Genomic DNA, 21,594 nt, shown 5'->3' on the forward strand with positions numbered 1-21,594 from the left:
CAAATGGCAACAGCACCGCTTCTGCACGTCAATCAGCTCAAAATGCATTTTGATGCAGGAAGAAAGAAAACGGTAAAAGCTGTAGACGGGGTTACTTTTCACATATACGAAGGGGAAACCTTCGGGCTTGTAGGTGAATCCGGCTGCGGGAAATCCACTTTGGGAAGAGTGTTAATGCGCCTTTATCATCCTACAGCCGGAAAAATCACGTACAGGGGAACAGACCTGCATGATGTAAGCGAGAAGGATCATTTTACTTTGAACCGCAAACTGCAAATGATCTTTCAAGACCCCTATGCTTCTCTCAACCCGCGTCTGACTGTCAGGGAAATTATTATGGAGCCGATGGAAATTCATCAGCTTTACAATACCCATAAAGCGCGTCTTCAGATTGCGGACGAGCTTCTCGAATCGGTGGGGCTTCATCCTGCTTTTGGAAGCCGCTATCCGCATGAATTCAGCGGCGGGCAAAGGCAGAGAATCGGAATCGCCAGAGCGCTCTCCTTACATCCGGAATTTATCGTTGCGGACGAGCCGATTTCAGCGCTAGATGTGTCGGTACAAGCACAGGTCGTTAATCTTCTGAAACGGATTCAAAAGGAAAAAGGGCTGACGTTTTTGTTCATTGCCCATGATTTATCAATGGTTAAGCATATCAGCGACCGGATCGGGGTTATGTATTTAGGCCATATGATGGAAATTACTGAAAGCGGCGCACTCTATCGGGAGCCCCTGCATCCTTATACAAAGGCGCTGTTGTCCTCTATTCCGATTCCGGACCCTGAATTGGAGGACAAGCGTGAGCGCATTATTCTGAAAGGAGAATTGCCAAGCCCGGTCAATCCGCCGTCTGGCTGTGTGTTCAGGACAAGATGTCCGGAGGCGATGCCGGAATGCAAGGAAAGCCGGCCGATGCTTGAAGAAGTAGAAACGGGCCGGTTTGTCGCCTGCCATTTATACCGGAAAGAGCGCGGGCCATTCAAAGAGAAAAGTAAGATTGATGTTTGAGCGCCGAGGATGGCGATGCGCCCTGTACATCAAAAAAGGGCAGGCTCCTAAGAAAAGGAGTCTGCCCGCCTATTAAGCTTGATGTAAAAATTTCACGCACACTGGATATGGCACCGAAATATCGGACTGGATCAGTGTGAGTCTGCCCGTTTCTTCATCTCTTTCAAACAACACGAGGTTACCGGTTTCTTCATTTGACGCCACTAAGAACTTTTCAGAAGGGTCAAAAGCAAAATCACGCGGCCAGCTGCCTTCCGTTGATGTTCTTTCCACAAAAGCCAGCTCGCCGGAATATTGATTTACTTTAAAAACGGCAATGCTGTCGTGACCGCGATTGGCTGCATAAACAAAACGGCCGTCTTTCGATACGTGAATCGCGCTTCCTTGGCTTTTATCTGTGAAATCGTCAGGCAGAGCAGATACCACTTGGATTTGTCTGAACTCTCCAGGTGTCGGAGCATATTCAAGTGCAATGACTTCATTGCTGAGTTCAGTCATGATATAAGCGTATTTTTCTTTCGGATGAAAGGCAATGTGCCGAGGCCCTGCGCCCGGTGCAAAGGAATGGGTGCTGACTTCTCTCAGCTCACCGTCTTTCAGCTGGTATGTGTAAAGCTTATCAGTCCCTAAATCAACCGCTACCACATAATTATGTTCAGGTGTAAAGCCGGCGTAATGTGTATGCGGCTTTTCCTGTCTTTCGTGAGGGCCTGTCCCGCTATGGGCGGCTTCAGTTACGGCTTGTTCAAGGCTTCCGTCAGCGAGAACCGGGAAAGCGTGTACCTTTCCGCTGTGATAATTAGCAGTTAAAACAAATTGGTTTTTATCATCCACACTTACATGGCATGGGGATGGGCCGTCTATCAACTGTTGGTTCAGCAAGGTTAAATCTCCTGTTGCGGGATCAATTTGATAGGCAGCCACACCGCCCTGTCCATCGGCTTTTACGATGGAATACAAAACGCTGTTATCTTTATTCGGCGTGACATAAGTCGGGTTGCCAAGCTTTGCGGCAGTCTTAGGCTGGCTGAGTGTTTTCTTTTCAGTATCAAGCTCGAACGAATAAATTCCTTCACTGCCGCCCTTCGTATATGTTCCTATATAACCTATGTACTTTGTCATCCGTTTTTCCCCCTTAAAGTCATGTCTCCTCTATAGTAACGCATCTTGGGTAAATTTTCTGTTCAAACGATGAAAATGGGGGAATATTCTTTATTCAGTCCTCAGAAGCGGCATTGTGCAGCATCTGAATGATCCCCCAGATTTAATAATTTCAGACAGCTCCACTTTGATGACATGGAATCCTCGTGCAGCAAGCTCTTGATTGACATGATGATTTTGCGGCAGACTGAGGATGGTGTTATTTCCTAAAGAAAGCACATTCGTGCCGAGAGTGAATTGCTCGTCATCAGGTACCTCAATCAAGTCAAAACGCGCTGACAGCAGATCAAGTTCTTTTTGCCTTAGGGCAGGTGGATAAACAAGCGCTTCTTTTTCAGAAATAATATTAAAAACACAATCTAAATGCAAAAACTCTTTTTTCATCGGTACGGAGACAATTGTAAGCTCAGGAAGCGCCTGCTGTAATTGATCGACAGCGGCGTCTTCCGTCCGTTCACTAATGCCGACGTAAACGGTGTCTCCTGCCGCAATGACGTCTCCGCCTTCAATATTTGTATTCTTGATAGGAGTAAAGGGAACATTGTGTTTATGTAACAGCTCTGTCAATACGTTTTCCTCACCCTGGCGAACAGGGGCTGCCATCTGGGAGATAAATACCGTCTCACCTATTGTAAAGCCGATATCGCGTGTAAACACTTGCTCGGGAAACTGAGATGAAACGGGCAAAAGAATGACCTCTATGTTTTGGGATTCTAACGCTTCAATCAAATGATTGTGCTGTTTTTTGGCAATACTTACATTGATATTGTCATGTTCGAAATGTTTTTGTGTTTCATTAATAATATCTTTGATTGTCATGTGTTCCGGACTGCAGAGAACCACCTTTTGTAAGACGTCGTATTCGGTTCTGCACGCCGCTTTCGGCTCGAGTTTTGGGATGGATTGCTCCATGTGTAATCTCCTCCTGACCGTTTATGAATACGTATATTATTCCCTCACCTTACGGAAGAATAAACGTTTCAGAGAGAATACCTCACACACAAAACATCTTAAATTTTAGACAAAATACAGAGAATGTTGTTTAATAGGAGAATATGACTGGTATTCAATCTTAGTGATCAGACATCAAAGGAGAGTATGGGGTATGAAGACGCCTGAATCAAAATATTGTAAAGAGACAAAAGTGGTCAAAACAAGCAGGGTGTTCCCGCTTGATACGAATAATCACAACACACTGTTCGGCGGAAAGCTGATGAGTTATATTGATGACATTGCTTCCATTTCGGCCGCGCGCCATTGCAGATGTGAAACGGTAACGGCTTCAATGGACTCTGTAGATTTTTTAAAGCCGATCGGACAGCAGGAATCGGTCTGTCTGGAATCATATGTCACATGGGTAGGCACGTCTTCGATGGAGGTGTTTGTTAAAGTGATTAAGGAGCATTTAATGACAGGAGAGCGGGCTTTGGCCGCAACTTCATTTTTAACATTTGTCGCCCTTGATCCAAACGGCAAGCCGGTGCCCGTCCCGAGAATTGTGCCGGAAACAGAAGAGGAGATTATGCTTCACAATACAGCCGTTCAACGGGCGGCCGAACGGAAAAGCCGTTTAAAACACAGCCAGGCTTTGGCGAATGCCCTCGGTACGGATAAGCCTTGGTAATACAAAGCCGCTTGTGATAGCGGCTTTTTTGCATATTGTTAACCCATCCGGGAAATAATACAGCAACTATAAAAAACGGATGGGGGGCATGCATCAGTGGTAGGGTACGTATGGGTCTTTTTGCTGAAGCCCGTCATTGTATTCTCAATTGCTTACACTCTTTTTCGGATTGCAGGGAAAAAAGCCGTTTCTCAAATGACCAATTTTGATCTCTTGTTAACGTTTGCGGTCGGAACGATTATCAGTGAACCGATACTGACATCCAAGCTTCCGATGTCGGTTTATTACGCGATCTGCTTTTTAATTTTGTATATCCTGATGAACAAGCTGTCCCTCAACAATAAATGGAGATGGATGCTTGTGGTAAGTCCGACCGTTTTGATCAGAAACGGGGATATTGACGAAAGGGGATTGCGAAAAGAAAAGCTGACGATTAATGAATTGCTCGGAAAGCTGAGGGAAAAAGGCTTCGCCGATCCCGCGGATATTGACCTTGCCATTATTGAAGAAACAGGCGTAGTCAGTGTCATCCCGAAAGAGGAAGCAAGACCGGTTCAGGTGCGTGACTTAAAAATAGACGCGGAACGGAATTTTATCCCGATTCCTCTCATACTGGACGGAGAAATTCTCGATCATAACTTAAAATATCTTAAGAAAAACCGCAGCTGGTTATTTGAAAAGCTTGAAGAAAAGGGATACTCAGCCAAAGAGCTGTCTTTGGTCACTCTCGGGGCAATGAATTCAAACGGCGATCTCTCACTGGATTTGAATATGTCTCAGGATGCGAACACCCATGATCCCTATTTGTACAAACCGGGAAATAAAAATTAAGCCGTCTAAGGCTTTTTTTTGATTTGCTATCTTGTATTACAAAGTAGCGGGTGATAAGATTAGTGTATCTTGTAATACAAGATACCAGAAAAGGAGCATGGCCATGAGTTCAACACAAATGCTGAAAGGAATACTGGAAGGCTGCCTGCTGGCTGTCATATCGGAAGGAGAGATTTACGGATACGAAATGACCAAAGTGCTTGCACATTATGGTTTTGACAACATTAGCGAAGGAAGCATTTACCCTATATTGCTCCGGATGCAAAAAGAGAAATGGGTCCAAACAGAATTGAAAGCATCTGCAAACGGACCGAAACGCAAATATTACACACTGACTGAGAAGGGGCAAGCTGAATTAATAGAGTTCACAGAACGCTGGAATCAGCTGTCCGCCAGCGTGCACGCCCTGATAAGAAAGGATGAGAAGTGATGCTGTCCAAAGAAACGACACAATACTTGAACGATGTACGAGTGTACTTGATGACGACAGGAAAAAGCGAAAAAGAAGTGCAAGAAATCCTGGATGAAATGACAGTCCATGCAATAGAAGGAGAAAAGGAAGGCAAAACCGCGGCCGAACTGTTCGGGCATTCTCCGAAACAATACGCTCAAACGCTTTCTAAAGAACTTCCAAATCACCTTAAAGAGAGTCTGAGCTTGGCCTTTTCAATGTTTGTCGGTATTCTTTCCTATTTTGTATTAAACGACGCTCTTTCCGATCAATTAGATTATTCTCTATATAAGCTGGCGGGCTATCCGCTGTGCGTCTTGGTCAATATGATTTTATTAATCTTGGTTTTACGGCTGACTGTCGGTAAAAAGAAAAGCTCTTTTCTTTGGCTGTATGCTTTCGGAATGACTTCGGTCGCATTGCCCGCTCTCATGATGTTACTCGATAAGGTTTACGGCACACCCACAGTATCAGTTGGACAAACCGGCCGCTGGATCGTCACGGCTGCCGCGGCTCTCGTCATCATCGGGCTTTGCTTTCGGGCCGGGGCAAAACTGCCGGCGCTTCTCCCGATATTTGTCATTATTACGCATGTTCTGTTTGACGGCTTAAAATGGACTTCTAACGAAGCTCAGATTATACAAAGTTTCCTGCCATTCGTGCTGCTTATCATACTATTACTGATAGAGAATAAACGGACAAATACTGCCTCAAGAAGTTAATACGTTTCATCGTCTCTCTTTTCGTGGAATAAGAAGGGAAAAGGAGGAATATTGCGATGGAACAGAATCTCGTCTTTTATGATGCACAATGTCCGCTCTGCCGCAGTTTGAAAGCCGTTTTGAAAAAGCTGGACTGGGCGCAGCGTTTACGGTGGTTTCCCGTTCAGGAGATCGACCAGTCAACCTATGAAAAAGCGCTGAAATACAAAGATGTGTATGATGAAATACATATGCTGACAGCGAACAACGTCATGCTGAAAGGGTTTTACACCGTGAGAAAAATTTTGTCTGTTTTGCCGCTGACCGCGCCCCTCGGCTGGCTTCTCTATTTGCCTTTCGCTGATAAACTCGGCAAACCGCTGTATCAGTTTATCTCCAGACACAGATATCAATGGTTTGGCAGACTGCCTTACACCCCTTCTGCATAGAACGGGGTGTTTTTTCATAAACAAAAAGGATTTTCCGGCGCTTTGTATAAATGTAATGGAGAAAAAGGAGTGAAAGCTATGAAAGACTTGGCCATCCGTGACGATATGGCACCGACAGTAAGCCTGTTGTATTCTGCAGCGGAAGAAAATATGACCCGTCTCTTCTCCATTGTTAACCATATGACCCTGGAACAGCTTGATTACAAAGGCCGAAGCAAAACAAAAAACAGCACTGCCCAGCTCCTGCACCATATCGCAAATGTCGACATCAGATGGGTGTGGCGTATAAAGGAAAATCGGATTCCGGAGCACATTATAAAACTGTACGGGCCAATGATCAATGAAAATGGATGTTTGCCTGAAGTAAAAGGCCAGCCCCTTCATTATTATCTGAACCGCCTCCAGCATGTATTAACCGAGCTCAGGAACGTATGCGTCACTTTAAAGGAAGCTGATGTAAACCGGGAGCTTTCTTATGATAAAGACACAGCAACCATCCGCTGGGGCATTTGGCATATGGCGGATCACAATCGCTATCATCAAGCCCATATTGAAGCTTTAAAAGCAGAATGGAGAAAGGACATAACGGAAAATGCCCTCTGAAACGAGACTGACGACGGACCGAATCCGTTTACGCAGCATGGAAGACCGTGACAAAGAACATTTGCTGAGGTTATTTACCGATAAAGAGGTGATGAAGTATTACCCGGGCGTCAAAAACGAACGGGAAACTCAGGAGTGGATTGACTGGAACAAACGGAATGAAAAAGGTTATCGCGTCAGCCTGTGGATAGCGGAAGACAAACAGACGGGTGAATTTTTAGGCCAATGCGGCATTGTTCCTCAGAAGATAGGCAATGAAATATATATGGAAATCGGATACATGTTTGCCCGGCGGCACTGGAGGAACGGCTATGCGACAGAAGCAGCACGAGGCTGTCTTGACTATGGCTTCAATGCATGTCAATACGGAAAAATGATCGCGCTTATCGATCCTGAAAACACCCCTTCGATCCGTGTGGCAGAAAGAATCGGGATGGCATATAACCGCACTATTGAGAAGCGGGGAAAACCCCTTTGTGTTTATGAAAGAAAATCTTCTGATTGAAGAAGGGGTTAAGGTGTAGTATGATACTAAACAGACGAAGTTTTCTAGGGTTCCGTATGTCAATCTGACATAGTCTGGTCCGAGAGAAAACACATATGTATCAGATTTGCGGATGCATATGCACACGGAGGGAGAAAAGCCCGGGAGAGTCAATCTCATAAGAGATTACCGCCCGGGTTTTTTCTGTTTTCTCAGGGAACCATATAGGACATAAAGAAAGGATTGATGATAATGAAATGGGGTTTAGTCATTTTGGCTGCAATCTTTGAGGTCATTTGGGTGGTCGGCTTAAAGCACGCGGATTCTGCTTTGACTTGGACCGGGACGGCTATCGGTATTATAGTGAGCTTTTACTTATTAATGAAGGCGACAAACAGCCTGCCGGTAGGTACGGTATATGCCGTGTTTACGGGTCTTGGGACAGCTGGGACAGTGCTTTGTGAAATCATTTTGTTTCATGGAGAGGTTAAATTTGCAAAACTGGCCTTAATAGGGGTCTTGCTTATCGGAGTGATCGGTTTGAAACTGGTTACACAGGATCAGCCTGATAAAGAAGGGAGCAAAGCGTAATGGCGGCATGGATCAGTTTATTATTCGCGGGCCTTTTGGAAATGCTCGGCGTTACACTTATGAATCAATTTCAAAAAGATAAAAGCCTGAAATGGCTGCTGTGCATCATTGTCGGCTTTGCCGCATCATTTTCATTGCTGTCTTACGCGATGGAAACCATTCCGATGGGCACTGCCTACGCCGTCTGGACAGGCATTGGCGCGGCGGGCGGCGCATTAGTCGGCATCCTGTTCTACGGAGAGCCGAAAGACGCGAAACGGATTTTCTTTATTGCGCTCATTTTATCCTCGGCCGTCGGATTGAAAATTCTGTCGTAAATTGATTTATATCAGATCTTCAGTATAATGGATAATTAGTTTACGAATTAGAAAGATAAGAGGGATTACACATGAAATCATATATGACCCATCGGTTAAAGGAATACCGGGAAGGAAATGAAAATAAAGGGCGCCTGCTTGTCAGCTGTCCCGATCAGCCTGGAATTGTTGCTGCCGTTTCGGCTTTTCTGTTTGAACACGGAGCGAACATCATAGAGTCGAATCAATATACGACTGATCCTGAAGGCGGACGCTTTTTCCTCAGAATCGAATTCGACTGCGACGGCATTCGCGAGAAAAAAGAACAATTAAAACAGGCATTTGCATCTATCGCTGAGCCGTTTAATATGACGTGGAGTTTAACGATGGCAAGTGAATTAAAACGCGTCGCTATTTTCGTTTCAAAAGAGCTTCACTGTCTGCATGAACTGATTTGGGAATGGCAAAGCGGGAATTTATTGGCCGAAATCGCGGTTGTCATCAGCAACCATGAAGATGCAAGAGAGCTGGTCGAACCGCTGAACATCCCATTCCACTATATGAAAGCGAACAAAGATATCAGGGCCGAAGTTGAAAAGCAGCAGCTTGAATTGCTTGATCAATATGGCATTGATGTCATTGTTCTTGCCCGTTATATGCAAATTTTGACGCCGGGCTTTGTTTCTGCTCATCCGAACCGGATCATTAACATCCATCATTCCTTCCTGCCCGCCTTTATCGGAGCCAATCCGTATAAGCGCGCCTATGAACGGGGTGTTAAATTAATCGGTGCCACGTCCCATTATGTGACAAATGATCTTGATGAAGGCCCGATCATTGAACAGGATATTGAGCGCGTCGATCACCGCGACAACACAGACGCCTTGAAAAACATTGGCAGAACGATTGAACGCAGCGTTTTGGCCCGAGCTGTGAAATGGCATTTGGAAGACCGCGTTATCGTTCATGAAAATAAAACGATTGTTTTTAATTAAGATGAACAGTCCGTCCGAGAGGCGGGCTGTTTTATATTATTGACAAATAATTCTTGACAAGAGTCTTTTTTCTTTGCATAATATAAAAAAATCATTGAGCGTTGAAGAGGACTAGTATGCAGATCTTTCTGTGACAGAGAGCAAAATGACTGGCTGAAACATTTTGCCGCATGAAACCTGCTGAACCTGCCTCGGAGTCTTAGGGGGAAAACCTAGGCGCATAACCTGGCGTTACAGGGAAGCGGAATATGTGTAAAGCATGTTCAAACAAGGTGGTACCACGGAAAGCCCATTTCGTCCTTATATGAGGATGAAATGGGCTTTTTTATTGCAATGATGGCGTTAGAAGCCACGGAGGTAAGAAAATGAAAAAACAAAGAATCGTTGTGAAAATCGGAAGCAGTTCCCTCACCAATAGCAAAGGGAGCATTGACGAGGCGAAAATCGCAGAGCATGTCCAGGCTATTTCTTTTTTGAAACAGGCCGGGCATGAAATGATTTTAATCACATCTGGAGCGGTGGCGGCCGGTTTTTCAAGCCTCGGCTACCCGGCGCGGCCCGTCACGATTAAAGGCAAGCAAGCGGCAGCCGCAGTCGGTCAGACCCTCTTAATGCAGCAATATATGAATCAATTTAAACAGTATTCTCTTACTCCGGGACAAATCCTTTTGACGAGAAATGATTTTTCGAAAAGAGAACGGTACCGAAACGCGTATGCGACCATAATGGAATTAATTGAACGAGGTGTTGTGCCGATCATTAATGAAAATGATTCAACGTCTGTTGAAGAGCTGACCTTTGGTGATAATGATATGCTTTCAAGTTTGGTCAGCGGTTTGATTCATGCCGATCAGCTGATGATCCTCACTGATATTAACGGGCTGTACGACGCCAATCCGAATGACAACCCCGAGGCGAAGCGATTTGATTATTTGGCTGATATCACTCCCGAATTATTGGGCTATGCGGGCTCGACAGGCTCTAAAGTCGGCACGGGAGGTATGAAATCTAAGCTTTTGGCCGCAAAAACGGCTCTGTCCCTCGGCGTGAAGGTCTTTATCGGAACAGGCAAAGGTGCTCATAAACTGTCTGATATTTTAAACGGGAACGGAGACGGCACATATATCGGCGATCAAGACTTATCATCTGTGAACAACAGAAGGCAGTGGATTCAATTTCATTCTCCTATTTCAGGGAAAATCATCATCGACGGAGGGGCCGAGCAGGCAATGGCCTATAAAGGGGGCAGCCTTCTGCCGGCAGGCGTGGTTGATGTGAGAGGCAGTTTTTCAAAAGGAGCCGTTGTGGAAGTGATGGGGCCCGGCGGTATGATCGGCAAAGGCCAAACATATTACTCATCCGAGGAAATTATGGCGGTGAAGGGAAAACGCAGCGATCAGCTTGATTACACAAAAACGTATGAGGTCATACACAGGGATGACTGGGTCAATCTAAAAGAGTAGGGGGCGTAAACATGAGTGAAGTAGTTATAAAAGCGAATCTGGCGAAGGAAGCAGCAGCCGACATGATCTTAAAAACAACGCAGGAGAAAAATGAAGCGCTGCGCAACATTGCAGGAAGCCTTCGGGACGAGATTCAATTTTTATTAACAGAAAACACAAAAGACATCGAAGCCGGAAAAGAAAAAGGCTTAACGCCGGACGTGCTTGATCGGCTGACCTTAGATGAAAAACGCATACTTGACATAGCTGACGCAGTTGAACTGCTCGTCGGCTTAGAAGACCCAACCGGTGAAAAACTGGAAACAATCGAAAAAGACAACGGCCTGTTGATTGAAAAAATCCGTGTTCCGCTCGGAGTTGTCGGTATGATTTATGAAGCCCGGCCGAATGTGACCGTTGATGCAGCGACTCTGTGCCTGAAAACAGGAAACGCTGTCGTTCTCCGCGGAAGCTCTTCCGCCATTCACAGCAATAAAGCGCTTGTCCGTGTGATTCACAGCGCTCTTGAACAATCGGCGCTGCCGGTTCATGCGGTTCAGCTGATAGAAGATACAAGCAAAGAGACAGCCAAACAGCTGTTTACATTAAATGATGGCCTGGATGTGTTAATTCCGCGCGGAGGCAAAAACCTGATTGATTTGGTGGTAAGAGAGTCAACCGTGCCCGTTTTAGAAACCGGTGCCGGCAACTGTCATATTTTCATAGATGAATCAGCAGACCGCAAAATGGCGGAAGAAATTGTCGTAAACGCCAAAACCCAGCGCCCTTCCGTATGTAATGCGATTGAATCCTTACTTATACATCAAAAGTGGGCGGAGCAGCATGGCAAGGAACTGCTGGATCACCTGGAAAAAGCAGGTGTGGAAATTCGCGGCGATGAATTCATTTGCAAGCTCCATCCTTCAAGCGTTAAGGCTGATGAAACGGATTGGGAAACAGAATATTTGGCGAAGGTACTCAGTGTCAAGACAGTCGAGGATGTACAGGGAGCTGTCCGCCATATTCAAATGTACGGCACAAACCATTCTGAAGCGATTTTGACTGAAAACGATAAGAACGCCTCTTATTTTCAAACTGCAGTGGATGCAGCCGCTGTTTATCACAATGCGTCAACCCGTTTTACAGACGGCTTTGAATTCGGGTACGGCGCGGAAATCGGCATCAGCACGCAAAAGCTTCATGCGAGAGGGCCGATGGGGCTTCCTGCTTTGACTTCAACAAAATATTTTATCAAAGGAAACGGACAAATACGTGTGTAAATCAAGTGTGGCAAAAACTTATCCCTGCGAGGGATAAGTTTTTTTGTATGAGAAAAAATTGACGAACGCATTTAAATTGTGTACAATTTAATTGTAAACAACTTAAAAGGAGGATAAAACAATGACAAATACATTATTTACGGCATCGGTTTCTGCTGTCGGAGGAAGAGAAGGAAGAATCGTTTCATCTGATGGGGTTCTTGAGCTGGATGTGGCAATGCCGGGTACGCCAAGAGCAAAAAAAGTAGAAAAAGCGACAAACCCTGAACAGCTGTTTGCTGCGGGATATGCGGCATGCTTTGACAGCGCCCTTCAGCTTGTGGCCAGAAAAGAACGACTTAAAATTGAAACAGAGGTCACAGCGAATGTCAGCCTTTTAAAAGACGAAGAAGATCAAGGGTTCAAGCTAGGCGTGACATTACAGGTGAAAGGCATGGGAATCGCTAAATCGGATCTAGAAACACTTGTTCAAAAAGCGCACGGAGTCTGCCCGTATTCAAAAGCAACCTCCGGCAACATTGATGTCACTCTTGTTGTGGCTGAATAAATAAATGAGGATGCCCTCCAAAAGAAGGCATCCTCATTTTTCATTATGCAATGTTTCCAATAAATTGTAGAGAGATGTTTTTAACTGTCTTAATTCGTCCTCAGATTGCCCTGTATGCCCAAGCATGGTGGCGGGAATATCTGCCGCTTCACCTTTCAGCGACTTCCCGGCCTCTGTCATTTTGATGGTCACCGACCGTTCATCTTCAAGAGATCGCTCTCTTACAATCAGTCCATTCTGTTCCATCCGCTTCAGCATAGGAGTCAAAGTACCGGAATCCAAATACAGCAGCTCGCCCATTTTTTTTACATTCAGCTCTTCATGCTCCCATAATAAAAGCAGCGCTAAATATTGCGGGTATGTCACATTCAGCTTATCCAGAAGAGGCTTGTACTGTTTTGTCATTTCCCGTGAGCTTGCGTAAAGCAAAAAACAAAGCTGATTTTCAAGTTTCATATGTTCAAATTCTTTTTTTGCCATCATTCTTCACCAACTCTTTATAACGTTATTTTCTATTGTAGCTGAAATTGCGCTTTTTTCCTATTTTTGCACCGGATATGCGTTGTCGAGGTTTAAAAACGGACAAAAGGGAAATATAACAATAAAGAACAATGAGGAGGTATAACAACATGGGATCACTATTTACAGCAAAAGTAACCGCTAAAGGCGGAAGAGCAGGCCATATTAAATCAGAAGACGGCGTACTCGATTTTAATATCGTAATGCCGAACGCAAAAAAAGACGGAGAAACAGGAACAAATCCTGAGCAGCTGTTTGCAGCGGGATATGCAGCATGCTTCGGCGGAGCCCTTGAGCATGTTGCCAAGGAACAAAAGATTGACATCGATTCAGAAGTGGAAGGCCAAGTCAGCCTCATGAAAGATGAAAGTGACGGCGGCTTTAAAATCGGAGTGACACTTGTTGTCAGCACAAAAGGGCTTGACGAGGGAAAAGCCAAAGAACTTGTGGAAGCAGCCCATGATTTTTGTCCGTATTCGAAAGCGACAAGAGGAAATGTTGATGTCCAATTAAAATTAAAATAACAGCTTGATCCTAACATCCTGAGCCACTTTCTCAGGATGTTTTCTTATGCAGAACACAATCAAAAGTAATGATCTCTGCTTCTAAAGAATATTATACGGTATAGACCCTTCCAGTATGGAACACCAAGAGAAATGAGGGAGAAATCATGTCTCTTCCAAACATACCTAATATTACCCCAGACATTTCACTCACCAGATGCGAAACCCTGAACCTCCTTCTTTCATCCGTTGCCATGGAAGAAATAGGACTCTCCGCTATTTTACAGGCAGAAGCAGAAAAAATTCAAACCTGCCTGTCGGCTGAAAATCATCCTCCTTTTCATGAATTATTAGAGATGAATAGAAGCGTAGAACGGCTTTTGCGCACCGTTATGAAATCCCAGCTGCTATTGCAAACGAAGCTGGAGGACATCATTTATCTGCAGGAATCTGAAAGTTGCATAGATCCTGAAGATCCCGGCGATCCTGAAGACCCTGATGATCCAGACGATCCAGACGATCCTGAAGACCCAAATGATCCGGATGATCCTGAAGACCCTGATGATCCAAACGATCCATGTGAGCCGTATCATCCAGAGCCCCCTCACAGACATGATCCATGTGACGATTTATTTTACGGCCGCATTGATTGCTGTGAGTGTGAAGAATGTGAAGAATGCGAAGAATGTGAGAAATGCGATGACAAAAGTGATTCAATACAGGGCGAGAGGTGACCGGAGTGCCGCATCCAGACATGAAAAAAGCCCGCCATCAAACCGTCGAAGCACTTCATTGCCTCACCGTTGCCCTATTAAGGCTGTTAAGTACAACCGTCAATAAAAGGGTAAACACAAGTTTTAAAGAAGAGATTCGGCTGTTTTCTGCGTTATGTCAGTGGCAAAAAGAGACGGGCGGACGGCTGCTTTTGATGATCAGTAATGAAAGTGAAGATGTATGTTTATACAGGCAGCATGTGAAGAAAATGCGGTGTCTCATGAAACATACCAGGCATTTCATCACAGAATGCCCGCCATCCTTTAAACAGCATCCCGCCACAAAACACGCCATTTGGCATATCAAAGAATGGCTGGAGGAAGAAAATAAACAAACGGCAGAAGCCGCTATAAAGCAGAGCAGGCGCAACTATACTTTCAGTAAAGGAAAGCCCGCTCCCCCTTGGTTTAATCAACAACTTCTATACAGAAAAAGGTGAGACTGATGAATGAAAAAACGGAACCCAAGCTGACATTGTGCATGATTGTGAAAAATGAAGAGCGGCATATATCCCGTTGTTTATCAAGTGTACAAGATATAGCCGACGAGATTGTGGTTGTCGATACGGGTTCAGAAGATCAAACCGTTCAAATTTGCAAAAGCTTCAATGCACAGGTGTACACCCATGAATGGAAAAATGATTTTGCAAAGGCGAGAAATGCCGGGCTGCAGCACGCTAAAGGAGACTGGATTTTGTTTTTAGACGCAGATGAGGAACTTGATCAAGAGACAGGAAGCATATTGCCTTCGCTATTACATAATGACCTTCCTTCTCTCGGACTTTTAAAAATCATTAGCTATACAGGAAAGCAATGGGACGAAAATGAAGCGTTCGAAAGCATGCAGACAAGGCTGTTTCGTAATCATCAGGGCATTTCTTTTAAAGGGAAAATTCATGAAACATTAGATCTAGAAGAAGGGGAAGATAACACTGCTTATTTTTCTCTTCCATGTACCATTCATCATTACGGCTATTTAGACCAAGAAGAGAAATGGAAACAAAAGCATAAGCGTAATATAAGCATCTTAAATGAAGAGTTTTCACAAAAAACATCTGACCCATGGCTTGTCTATCACTTGGCAAGTGAATGCTACAGAGTGAAAGAATACGAAAAAGCGCTGCATCTGGTGAATGGGTCAATTTTTCAATTTTTAAGCGAGCAGCGGATGCCGCCATCCCTTCTCTACTTTTTAAAATATAGCATATTGCTGGAGCTGAAAAGGTACGAAGAAGCAGAGCAAGGCATTGATAAAGCCCTTCAGCTCTATCCTGACTATGTCAACCTGCATTTCTGTAAAGGGGTTATTTTATATCATTTAAACAAATACAGGGCGGCGATTAAAGCGTTTGAGATAAGCACACAAACAGAAAGCAAACATATTGAGCACATCATATTAAAAGGAGCTTCTGATTTTAGGGCATTTTATTACATGGGGGCTTGCCATGCTGAATTAAATCATGACATGACGGCAATCGCCTATTTAAAAAAGGCTGTCAAAATCAATCCACGGTTTAAAGATGCCCAAACGCTCCTCTCCCAATTAAAAAAGGATCAGCGCACAAAAGCCTGATCCTTTTTTTCTTTTTCATTTAGGATAAACGGATAATGGACAGCGCAGCTCCCGCACTTCCGCCGAGAAGGGTGGCGGCTCCTAATAAACCGAAAAGCTGAAGCTGTATTGTGCTTCCCGCGGCAAGAGTGGTGATAAAAGAGTTGTTGAAATTAGATAAAGAAACGGCCGGAGAAATAATAGAACTTGTAAAGGCTGAGCCGTTGATTAATATTCGGGAGCTTACAAGCAGACCTGCCGTCAAATTGATTTGATATGAAATATAATAACGCCCTGCAGGTCCCACAGTAAAGACAGTGTTGGCGCCATTCACTGTAATGTCAGCAGAGAGGTTTTGATCGCTAGGCAGAGGAATGGTAGTGCCGCCTGCAACAACGGCTATTAAGCCGCCAGTGGTATTACTTGCGAAGCCGGAAGTTACGGTCACCCCGGTGCCGGTAATGCCAGTCGGTCCGGTCATCCCTGTAGCGCCGGTAAAGCCGGTCGGCCCAGTGATGCCTGTGGCACCAGTCACGCCGGTTGGCCCGGTTACGCCAGTTACGCCTGTCGCTCCTGTTACCCCGGTCACCCCTGTAGCGCCAGTAAGGCCAGTAGGCCCGGTAATCCCCGTCACGCCTGCAGTACCGGTAGGTCCGGTCACCCCTGTAGCGCCAGTAAGGCCAGTAGGCCCGGTAATCCCCGTCACGCCTGCAGTACCGGTAGGTCCAGTAACCCCGGTTACGCCTGTGATACCCGTTGGCCCGGTCACTCCTGTTGCACCAGATGCACCCGTCGCGCCCGTCGGTCCGGTTACACCAGTGGCCCCTGTACCGCCAGTATCTCCGGTGGTACCCGCCGGTCCGTTGCTTCCTGTCGCACCGTTAGTCCCGGCTGCTGCTAATAAGGTATAATCTGCTGAAGTTCCTGGGGTTCCGGAGGGGCTGGATGTATTTGCCACATATGAACTACCATTGAATGTCACAGTTTGCCCTGCTTCATAGCCCGGTGCAGCTAACGGATCAAACGGAACAATTCCTTGAAGGCCTGCACCGGTGACGCCCGTCGGTCCGGTCGGTCCTGCGGAAGCTAACAAAGTGTAATCAGGTGATGTCCCCGGTACTCCGGATGGGTTTGATATATTTACTACATAGGAAGAGCCTTCATAAAGAACAACCTGGCCAGCGAGATAAAATGGCGCCGCTGCAGGATCAAAGGGCGTAATGCCCTGTAAGCCTGTACCAGTCGCTCCAGTCGCTCCTGTCGGTCCGGTTGATCCTGTCGGTCCGGCTGAAGCCAAGAGGGTATAATCAGCAGAAGCGTCTGGGAAGCCTGCGGGGGAAGCAGTATTTACCACGTATGAACTTCCGTTGTACAGCACAACTTGCCCGACCGTGTAAGTAGGGGCAACAAGCGGATTAAATACAACGATTCCTTGTAAACCGGCTCCGGTGACGCCCGTCGGCCCGCCTGGTCCTGTTGCCCCCGTCGTGCCCGTCGGTCCGATAGCCCCAGCAGGCCCGGTCGGTCCTCCAGCTGGTCCTGTCGGTCCGGTTACCCCAGTCGGCCCTGCAAGCGTAGGGATATTTGCAATACTGTCCAACTTTGATCCAAGCAGCAACTCTTGTTTCATTAAGCTATCCAGCGTGTCGCGGACGCTGGCATTCATGTTAAGAACATCGTCAAGTGTAGAAGGCGGACCTGTCAGGCCGGGAAGGGTCCCGAGCGCATATTGGATTTTTTCCCCTTCGGCGTTAAGAATATGGGCCATCCCCAGTTCTTCCATTGCAATTGAAGAAAGCAAAAGGTTGATGGTATCATCTCTCGAAAGTGTAACAACCGGTGTAATATTAGGTAAATTAGGTTGTGACATCATGTCCCTCCTTTATCAAAGTGGGTGAAGTCTTTTAAGCCGCGGTTCAATGAGAATTTTGTCCCTGTTATTTGCGTGAACGCACTGCTATACATGTATATTCATCGAATATGTCCATGTTTCAGGTCTGCTTCTTCATTTATAAAACGCCTGCTTGTAACAGCAGGCGTTTAATGGATGATATCAGTATTCTTTTTTATCGGCAAAAGCCTGCCAAGCCTGAAAAGGAGATAAGTGTTCTGAAAGATGCACTTGACGGAATGGTATGACCCTTTCCGAAAGCGGCTTTTCAATTTCATCATATATAAATGAATCATCAAATCCGGCATTTGCTGCATCAGTATGCTCAGAAGCATAATAAACCGCCTTTAGCCTAGCCCAATAAATAGCGCCCAAACACATCGGACAAGGCTCACAGCTTGTATAGAGAATACAATCATCGAGCTGATAAGACCCAAGCGCTTTACATGCGTTTCTGATCGCCGTTACTTCCGCATGGGCTGTCGGATCATTGCTTGTTGTCACATTATTTTGTCCCTCTGCAATAATCTTTCCGTCCTTTACTATAACTGCTCCGAAAGGACCGCCGATCCCGGCATTCACCCCTTCAGCAGCCAGCTCGACAGCACGCTGCAAGAACTCATTATGATTCATCCAAAAACCCCTCCAGTCGATCGAATAATATAAGTATAGCCGAAATGAAATTGAAAGAACATTCTCGAAAAAGGCAAAAAGACACAATCATTTTAGAAAATTTATTACAATAAGAAACAGGAGGAGGGAGAAGGTGTTATCTTTGTATATCGTCAGACACGGCCAGACGGAATGGAATACGGAGCACAGAATGCAGGGTTGGCAGGACTCTGATTTAACAGCAGAGGGATTAAGGCGTGCCCGCGCCCTTGGAGAACGGCTGAAACATACAGACTTTCAAAAGGTTTACATAAGTACAAGCAAACGAACAGAAGACACAGCGAAAGCCATATTAGGCAATCGTCAGGTACCGCTCGAAAAGGAAGATCTATTTAGAGAAATGTCACTTGGAACATGGGAAGGAAAAAAGCAAGAAGACATTGAAAAAGAAGAACCTGAACGCTTGCACGCTTATTTTCATCAGCCGACAGCATATCAGCCTGCAGACGGGGAAACCTTTGAGGAACTTGAACAAAGGGTTAAACGTGCTCTCCAAATGCTGACAGACCGTCACCAGTCAGGCAATGTCCTGCTGGTGACCCACTCTGTCTTTATTTTAATGCTGCTGAATATTGTGAAGAAGCGGGGAATCTCAGAGGTGTGGAATTCCTCTTACATACATGATACGTCATTGACACTATTAACAATTGATGCGGCTGGAACGATAACTATTAAAAAAGAGGGGGACGGGGAGCATCGGGAAAGTGCTGTCTCTCTATAGAAAACAGTATGTCGACAAACCCCCGCATTTCGAATAGAAAGGAGGACCAACGGCTAAAGCACGGGGCTCTGCCCGAACGCCGTTGTCAACACCTCCTGTGAAAGTCCGCTCGATCAATCACACTGAAAGGCGGACAAAAGCCAGATCATGATAAATGACCTGGCTTTTGTCAATAGCGGATGGTTTCTGGCAAATATCTTTATACGAGCTGACTTTGCTTCGCTCTCGCTTGTTTGGCCGCTTCGACCATATTTTTTAGTGCTGCGATGGTTTCTTCCTGATGTCTTGTTTTCAATCCGCAGTCAGGGTTAACCCAGAAACGGTCTGTCGGGCAGACAGTGAGCGCTTCGTCGATGATTTTGTAAATTTCTTCAGTCGGCGGTACACGCGGACTATGAATGTCATATACGCCCAGCCCGAGTCCTTTCAGGTAAGGGTGGTCTTTCAAGTAGTCTAAGAATCCGCCATGGCTTCGGCTGTGCTCAATTGTGATGACATCCGCATCAAGGTCATTAATCGTGTCCACAATATCTTCAAAGTTGCTGTAACACATATGCGTATGAATTTGTGTATCATTTTTCACGGCAGACGTTGTTAGCCTGAATGCCTCGGCAGCCCACGTCAAGTATTCTTCCCAGTCGTTTTCTTTTAATGGAAGGCCTTCGCGCAGAGCAGGCTCATCCACTTGGATAATTTGAATGCCGGCATCCTCCAAAGCTTTTACCTCTTTACGAAGCGCCAGACCGATTTGGAAGGCGATTTCTTTTCTTGAAATATCGTTCCGAGGGAATGACCAGTTTAAAATCGTAACAGGACCTGTCAGCATTCCTTTGACTTGCTTGGATGTTAACGATTGGGCGTAAACTGTGTCTTTCACCGTCATCGGTTCGATAAATTCAACATCCCCGTAAATAACTGGCGGACGTACGCAGCGTGAGCCATATGATTGTACCCAGGCATATTTTGTAAAGGCGAAGCCCGCAAGCTTTTCACCGAAGTATTCGACCATATCAGTCCGCTCAAACTCCCCGTGAACAAGGACATCGAGATCCAGTTCTTCCTGAATGTCAATCCATCTTTTTGTTTCAGCGTTGATGAATTCCTGATATTGCTCATCAGACCATTCGCTTTTACGCCATTTTTGGCGTGCGCTCCGGACTTCAGCAGACTGAGGGAAGCTTCCGATCGTTGTTGTCGGGAGAAGCGGCAGACCCAATGATTCATTTTGTATTTTCAAGCGTTCCTCAAACGGGATCGGACGCTTGAAGTCTTTTTCAGTTAATTGATTAAGCTCTTCCTTTTGCTCGGAATTTGCACCTGTCGCAAACTGTTTCAATGCCTGCAGATCAGCTTTAGCCTGTTGAATGTCTGCGCTGATGGCTGCTTTTCCTGACAGCAGGCCTTCCTTCAATGCAGAAAGCTCAGCTAACTTTTCTTTCGCGTAAGACAGGCCGTTCAGCAAATCTTTTTCCAAGTGTTCGTCAGGGTGTTTCGCAACGGGAACATGAAGCAGGCTGTTAGAAGGCTGAATCCACAGCTCATTAATATCCGTGCTGCTGAGAAGGGCGAGGATCGCGTCCAGCCGTTCGTCAAGGTCAGTTTTCCAGATGTTACGTCCGTCAATCACGCCTGCTGCAAGCACTTTATCTTTCGGAAAGCCGTGCGCTTTCAGCTGTTCAAGGTTTCGGCCTTTATCATGTACAAAATCAAGCCCGATTCCTTGGACTGGGTAGGAAATCAATTCTTCATAAGCATCAACCGAATCAAAATAAGTTTGCAGAAGCACGTTAAGGCCGGAAAGCTCGTTTGTGATGGCTTGATATAGCTCTTTCGCTGCTGAAACATCTTCAGAAGAAGCTGTCACAAGCGCAGGCTCATCAATTTGAACCCATTGTACGCCTTCTTGTTCAAGTTCTTTTAAAAGCTGGACATAAAGCGGAACAAGGCGCTTTTGAATCTCTTTTGCTTCTGATTGCTCGTAGCCCTTAGCAAGCGTGACAAAGGTGTAAGGACCGACGATCACCGGTTTTGTTTCTACGCCAAACGCCTGCTTAACCCGGCGGTAGTCTTCAAGCTGTTTATTTCTGGTGAGACGAAATTCAATATCTTTGTTGTATTCAGGAACGATGTAATGGTAGTTTGTATTAAACCACTTTGTCATTTCGCTTGATACAGCGTCTTTAATACCGCGGGCAAGGGCAAAATATGTATCTGTAGCGTCTGTTATATGTTTGAATCGTTCTGGGATCCAGTTAAAGCTGATCGCTGTGTCCAATACATGGTCATAGTGGGTGAAATCAGAAACTGGCACAATATCAATCTTTTGGTCAATCTGCGTTTTAACAGCAGTTAAAAACAATTCATCCATTTGTTTGAGGAACGTGTCCTTGTCGCTATTCCCTTTCCAGAAAGCTTCAAGCGATTTTTTCCATTCTCTGTTTAAACCAATTCTCGGAAAACCCAGATTCGATGTTTTGATCGTTGTCATTATTATTTTTCC

25 protein-coding genes, 1 riboswitch and 1 other annotated feature are annotated in these 21,594 nt (G+C 45.5%); of the genes, 19 read left to right on the top strand and 6 right to left on the bottom strand.

Going from position 1 to position 21,594, the window contains the following annotated elements; all coding sequences use genetic code 11:
* Window positions 1-3 precede the first annotated feature (3 nt).
* Complete coding sequence (locus tag AAHT65_RS13835) at window positions 4-1,008, top strand: ABC transporter ATP-binding protein (RefSeq protein WP_010788372.1); 1,005 nt, start codon at window positions 4-6, stop codon at window positions 1,006-1,008.
* Window positions 1,009-1,080: 72 nt separating this feature from the next.
* Here the strand turns inward: AAHT65_RS13835 and AAHT65_RS13840 are convergent, their stop codons facing one another.
* Both AAHT65_RS13840 and AAHT65_RS13845 read right to left on the bottom strand, forming a co-directional pair.
* Window positions 1,081-2,130: a lactonase family protein gene (locus AAHT65_RS13840; protein ID WP_094231871.1), complete on the bottom strand. Its 1,050-nt coding sequence runs from the start codon at window positions 2,128-2,130 to the stop codon at window positions 1,081-1,083.
* 90 nt (window positions 2,131-2,220) lie between these two features.
* Window positions 2,221-3,081, bottom strand: a complete 861-nt coding sequence (locus AAHT65_RS13845) for a dimethylarginine dimethylaminohydrolase family protein (RefSeq protein WP_088117011.1) — start codon at window positions 3,079-3,081, stop codon at window positions 2,221-2,223.
* 193 nt (window positions 3,082-3,274) lie between these two features.
* Here AAHT65_RS13845 and AAHT65_RS13850 point away from each other — a divergent pair, with 193 nt between their 5' ends.
* The 13 genes from AAHT65_RS13850 (at window position 3,275) to AAHT65_RS13910 (ending at window position 12,463) form a co-directional block, all read left to right on the top strand.
* Complete coding sequence (locus tag AAHT65_RS13850; RefSeq protein ID WP_003327397.1) at window positions 3,275-3,793, top strand: acyl-CoA thioesterase; 519 nt, start codon at window positions 3,275-3,277, stop codon at window positions 3,791-3,793.
* Between the two features lie 96 nt (window positions 3,794-3,889).
* Window positions 3,890-4,624, top strand: coding sequence for a DUF421 domain-containing protein (locus AAHT65_RS13855; protein ID WP_003327396.1), 735 nt, complete (start codon window positions 3,890-3,892; stop codon window positions 4,622-4,624).
* Window positions 4,625-4,727: 103 nt separating this feature from the next.
* Window positions 4,728-5,054: a PadR family transcriptional regulator gene (locus AAHT65_RS13860; RefSeq protein ID WP_010788376.1), complete on the top strand. Its 327-nt coding sequence runs from the start codon at window positions 4,728-4,730 to the stop codon at window positions 5,052-5,054.
* On the top strand, window positions 5,054-5,797 hold the full coding sequence (locus AAHT65_RS13865) for a DUF1129 family protein (protein WP_343310395.1): 744 nt from the start codon (window positions 5,054-5,056) through the stop codon (window positions 5,795-5,797). Before AAHT65_RS13860 ends, AAHT65_RS13865 begins: the two co-directional genes overlap by 1 nt.
* Window positions 5,798-5,853: 56 nt before the next feature.
* Window positions 5,854-6,225 (top strand): thiol-disulfide oxidoreductase DCC family protein, encoded by a 372-nt coding sequence (locus AAHT65_RS13870; protein WP_003327393.1) that lies wholly within the window; start codon window positions 5,854-5,856, stop codon window positions 6,223-6,225.
* A 78-nt stretch (window positions 6,226-6,303) separates the two neighbouring features.
* Window positions 6,304-6,828, top strand: a complete 525-nt coding sequence (locus tag AAHT65_RS13875) for a DinB family protein (protein ID WP_035175093.1) — start codon at window positions 6,304-6,306, stop codon at window positions 6,826-6,828.
* The gene (locus AAHT65_RS13880; RefSeq protein WP_326252646.1) at window positions 6,818-7,333 is read left to right on the top strand and encodes a GNAT family N-acetyltransferase; all 516 of its coding nucleotides are present in this window, start codon (window positions 6,818-6,820) and stop codon (window positions 7,331-7,333) included. The genes AAHT65_RS13875 and AAHT65_RS13880 overlap by 11 nt, the downstream gene beginning before the upstream one ends.
* 33 nt (window positions 7,334-7,366) lie before the next feature.
* Window positions 7,367-7,482, top strand: a riboswitch (guanidine-I (ykkC/yxkD leader).
* Window positions 7,483-7,564: 82 nt separating this feature from the next.
* Entirely contained in the window at window positions 7,565-7,903 is a 339-nt protein-coding gene (locus AAHT65_RS13885; RefSeq protein ID WP_088117014.1) for a DMT family transporter, read from the top strand.
* A complete protein-coding gene (locus AAHT65_RS13890) occupies window positions 7,903-8,220 on the top strand; it encodes a DMT family transporter (RefSeq protein WP_003327389.1) in 318 nt (105 codons plus the stop codon). Before AAHT65_RS13885 ends, AAHT65_RS13890 begins: the two co-directional genes overlap by 1 nt.
* A gap of 71 nt (window positions 8,221-8,291) precedes the next feature.
* Window positions 8,292-9,194 (top strand): formyltetrahydrofolate deformylase, encoded by a 903-nt coding sequence (gene purU, locus AAHT65_RS13895; protein WP_106047250.1) that lies wholly within the window; start codon window positions 8,292-8,294, stop codon window positions 9,192-9,194.
* A gap of 92 nt (window positions 9,195-9,286) precedes the next feature.
* Window positions 9,287-9,499: a binding site (T-box leader), on the top strand.
* A 60-nt stretch (window positions 9,500-9,559) separates the two neighbouring features.
* Window positions 9,560-10,657: a glutamate 5-kinase gene (gene proB / locus AAHT65_RS13900; protein ID WP_094231876.1), complete on the top strand. Its 1,098-nt coding sequence runs from the start codon at window positions 9,560-9,562 to the stop codon at window positions 10,655-10,657.
* A gap of 11 nt (window positions 10,658-10,668) precedes the next feature.
* Window positions 10,669-11,916, top strand: a complete 1,248-nt coding sequence (gene proA, locus AAHT65_RS13905) for a glutamate-5-semialdehyde dehydrogenase (protein ID WP_106271773.1) — start codon at window positions 10,669-10,671, stop codon at window positions 11,914-11,916.
* A 121-nt stretch (window positions 11,917-12,037) separates the two neighbouring features.
* Window positions 12,038-12,463: an organic hydroperoxide resistance protein gene (locus tag AAHT65_RS13910; RefSeq protein WP_063637579.1), complete on the top strand. Its 426-nt coding sequence runs from the start codon at window positions 12,038-12,040 to the stop codon at window positions 12,461-12,463.
* Window positions 12,464-12,496: 33 nt separating this feature from the next.
* Here AAHT65_RS13910 and AAHT65_RS13915 read toward each other — a convergent pair whose 3' ends face one another.
* Window positions 12,497-12,943, bottom strand: coding sequence for a MarR family winged helix-turn-helix transcriptional regulator (locus AAHT65_RS13915; protein ID WP_343311542.1), 447 nt, complete (start codon window positions 12,941-12,943; stop codon window positions 12,497-12,499).
* Window positions 12,944-13,092: 149 nt separating this feature from the next.
* Here AAHT65_RS13915 and AAHT65_RS13920 point away from each other — a divergent pair, with 149 nt between their 5' ends.
* The 4 genes from AAHT65_RS13920 (at window position 13,093) to AAHT65_RS13935 (ending at window position 15,831) form a co-directional block, all read left to right on the top strand.
* The gene (locus tag AAHT65_RS13920; protein ID WP_088117017.1) at window positions 13,093-13,506 is read left to right on the top strand and encodes an organic hydroperoxide resistance protein; all 414 of its coding nucleotides are present in this window, start codon (window positions 13,093-13,095) and stop codon (window positions 13,504-13,506) included.
* A 146-nt stretch (window positions 13,507-13,652) separates the two neighbouring features.
* Window positions 13,653-14,219, top strand: a complete 567-nt coding sequence (locus AAHT65_RS13925) for a hypothetical protein (RefSeq protein WP_343310396.1) — start codon at window positions 13,653-13,655, stop codon at window positions 14,217-14,219.
* Window positions 14,220-14,224: 5 nt separating this feature from the next.
* The gene (locus AAHT65_RS13930) at window positions 14,225-14,698 is read left to right on the top strand and encodes a hypothetical protein (protein WP_327854075.1); all 474 of its coding nucleotides are present in this window, start codon (window positions 14,225-14,227) and stop codon (window positions 14,696-14,698) included.
* Window positions 14,699-14,703: 5 nt separating this feature from the next.
* Window positions 14,704-15,831, top strand: coding sequence for a glycosyltransferase (locus tag AAHT65_RS13935; protein ID WP_343310397.1), 1,128 nt, complete (start codon window positions 14,704-14,706; stop codon window positions 15,829-15,831).
* A 19-nt stretch (window positions 15,832-15,850) separates the two neighbouring features.
* On the opposite strand, the gene AAHT65_RS13940 is transcribed toward AAHT65_RS13935, so the two are convergent.
* The gene (locus AAHT65_RS13940; protein WP_343310398.1) at window positions 15,851-17,680 is read right to left on the bottom strand and encodes a BclA C-terminal domain-containing protein; all 1,830 of its coding nucleotides are present in this window, start codon (window positions 17,678-17,680) and stop codon (window positions 15,851-15,853) included.
* A 183-nt stretch (window positions 17,681-17,863) separates the two neighbouring features.
* The gene (locus tag AAHT65_RS13945) at window positions 17,864-18,334 is read right to left on the bottom strand and encodes a nucleoside deaminase (RefSeq protein ID WP_343310399.1); all 471 of its coding nucleotides are present in this window, start codon (window positions 18,332-18,334) and stop codon (window positions 17,864-17,866) included.
* A 133-nt stretch (window positions 18,335-18,467) separates the two neighbouring features.
* Here AAHT65_RS13945 and AAHT65_RS13950 point away from each other — a divergent pair, with 133 nt between their 5' ends.
* Window positions 18,468-19,094, top strand: a complete 627-nt coding sequence (locus AAHT65_RS13950; RefSeq protein WP_343310400.1) for a histidine phosphatase family protein — start codon at window positions 18,468-18,470, stop codon at window positions 19,092-19,094.
* A 199-nt stretch (window positions 19,095-19,293) separates the two neighbouring features.
* Here AAHT65_RS13950 and metE read toward each other — a convergent pair whose 3' ends face one another.
* Entirely contained in the window at window positions 19,294-21,582 is a 2,289-nt protein-coding gene (gene metE, locus AAHT65_RS13955) for a 5-methyltetrahydropteroyltriglutamate--homocysteine S-methyltransferase (RefSeq protein WP_343310401.1), read from the bottom strand.
* Window positions 21,583-21,594: the final 12 nt, after the last annotated feature.

The organism is Bacillus atrophaeus, from assembly GCF_039519175.1.
Taxonomy (GTDB): Bacteria; Bacillota; Bacilli; order Bacillales; family Bacillaceae; genus Bacillus; species Bacillus atrophaeus.

What these genes read in the sequence shown, in the direction of transcription:
- AAHT65_RS13920 (WP_088117017.1), top strand. Translation starts at nt 13,093, where the DNA reads ATGGGATCACTATTTACAGCAAAAGTAACCGCTAAAGGCGGAAGAGCA.
- AAHT65_RS13860 (WP_010788376.1), top strand. Translation starts at nt 4,728, where the DNA reads ATGAGTTCAACACAAATGCTGAAAGGAATACTGGAAGGCTGCCTGCTG.
- AAHT65_RS13885 (WP_088117014.1), top strand. Translation starts at nt 7,565, where the DNA reads ATGAAATGGGGTTTAGTCATTTTGGCTGCAATCTTTGAGGTCATTTGG.
- AAHT65_RS13850 (WP_003327397.1), top strand. Translation starts at nt 3,275, where the DNA reads ATGAAGACGCCTGAATCAAAATATTGTAAAGAGACAAAAGTGGTCAAA.
- AAHT65_RS13935 (WP_343310397.1), top strand. Translation starts at nt 14,704, where the DNA reads ATGAATGAAAAAACGGAACCCAAGCTGACATTGTGCATGATTGTGAAA.
- proB (WP_094231876.1), top strand. Translation starts at nt 9,560, where the DNA reads ATGAAAAAACAAAGAATCGTTGTGAAAATCGGAAGCAGTTCCCTCACC.
- AAHT65_RS13870 (WP_003327393.1), top strand. Translation starts at nt 5,854, where the DNA reads ATGGAACAGAATCTCGTCTTTTATGATGCACAATGTCCGCTCTGCCGC.
- AAHT65_RS13915 (WP_343311542.1), bottom strand. Translation starts at nt 12,943, where the DNA reads ATGGCAAAAAAAGAATTTGAACATATGAAACTTGAAAATCAGCTTTGT.
- AAHT65_RS13940 (WP_343310398.1), bottom strand. Translation starts at nt 17,680, where the DNA reads ATGTCACAACCTAATTTACCTAATATTACACCGGTTGTTACACTTTCG.
- metE (WP_343310401.1), bottom strand. Translation starts at nt 21,582, where the DNA reads ATGACAACGATCAAAACATCGAATCTGGGTTTTCCGAGAATTGGTTTA.
- AAHT65_RS13880 (WP_326252646.1), top strand. Translation starts at nt 6,818, where the DNA reads ATGCCCTCTGAAACGAGACTGACGACGGACCGAATCCGTTTACGCAGC.
- AAHT65_RS13910 (WP_063637579.1), top strand. Translation starts at nt 12,038, where the DNA reads ATGACAAATACATTATTTACGGCATCGGTTTCTGCTGTCGGAGGAAGA.
- AAHT65_RS13875 (WP_035175093.1), top strand. Translation starts at nt 6,304, where the DNA reads ATGAAAGACTTGGCCATCCGTGACGATATGGCACCGACAGTAAGCCTG.
- AAHT65_RS13890 (WP_003327389.1), top strand. Translation starts at nt 7,903, where the DNA reads ATGGCGGCATGGATCAGTTTATTATTCGCGGGCCTTTTGGAAATGCTC.
- AAHT65_RS13945 (WP_343310399.1), bottom strand. Translation starts at nt 18,334, where the DNA reads ATGAATCATAATGAGTTCTTGCAGCGTGCTGTCGAGCTGGCTGCTGAA.
- AAHT65_RS13865 (WP_343310395.1), top strand. Translation starts at nt 5,054, where the DNA reads ATGCTGTCCAAAGAAACGACACAATACTTGAACGATGTACGAGTGTAC.
- AAHT65_RS13840 (WP_094231871.1), bottom strand. Translation starts at nt 2,130, where the DNA reads ATGACAAAGTACATAGGTTATATAGGAACATATACGAAGGGCGGCAGT.
- AAHT65_RS13845 (WP_088117011.1), bottom strand. Translation starts at nt 3,081, where the DNA reads ATGGAGCAATCCATCCCAAAACTCGAGCCGAAAGCGGCGTGCAGAACC.
- purU (WP_106047250.1), top strand. Translation starts at nt 8,292, where the DNA reads ATGAAATCATATATGACCCATCGGTTAAAGGAATACCGGGAAGGAAAT.
- AAHT65_RS13835 (WP_010788372.1), top strand. Translation starts at nt 4, where the DNA reads ATGGCAACAGCACCGCTTCTGCACGTCAATCAGCTCAAAATGCATTTT.
- AAHT65_RS13925 (WP_343310396.1), top strand. Translation starts at nt 13,653, where the DNA reads ATGTCTCTTCCAAACATACCTAATATTACCCCAGACATTTCACTCACC.
- proA (WP_106271773.1), top strand. Translation starts at nt 10,669, where the DNA reads ATGAGTGAAGTAGTTATAAAAGCGAATCTGGCGAAGGAAGCAGCAGCC.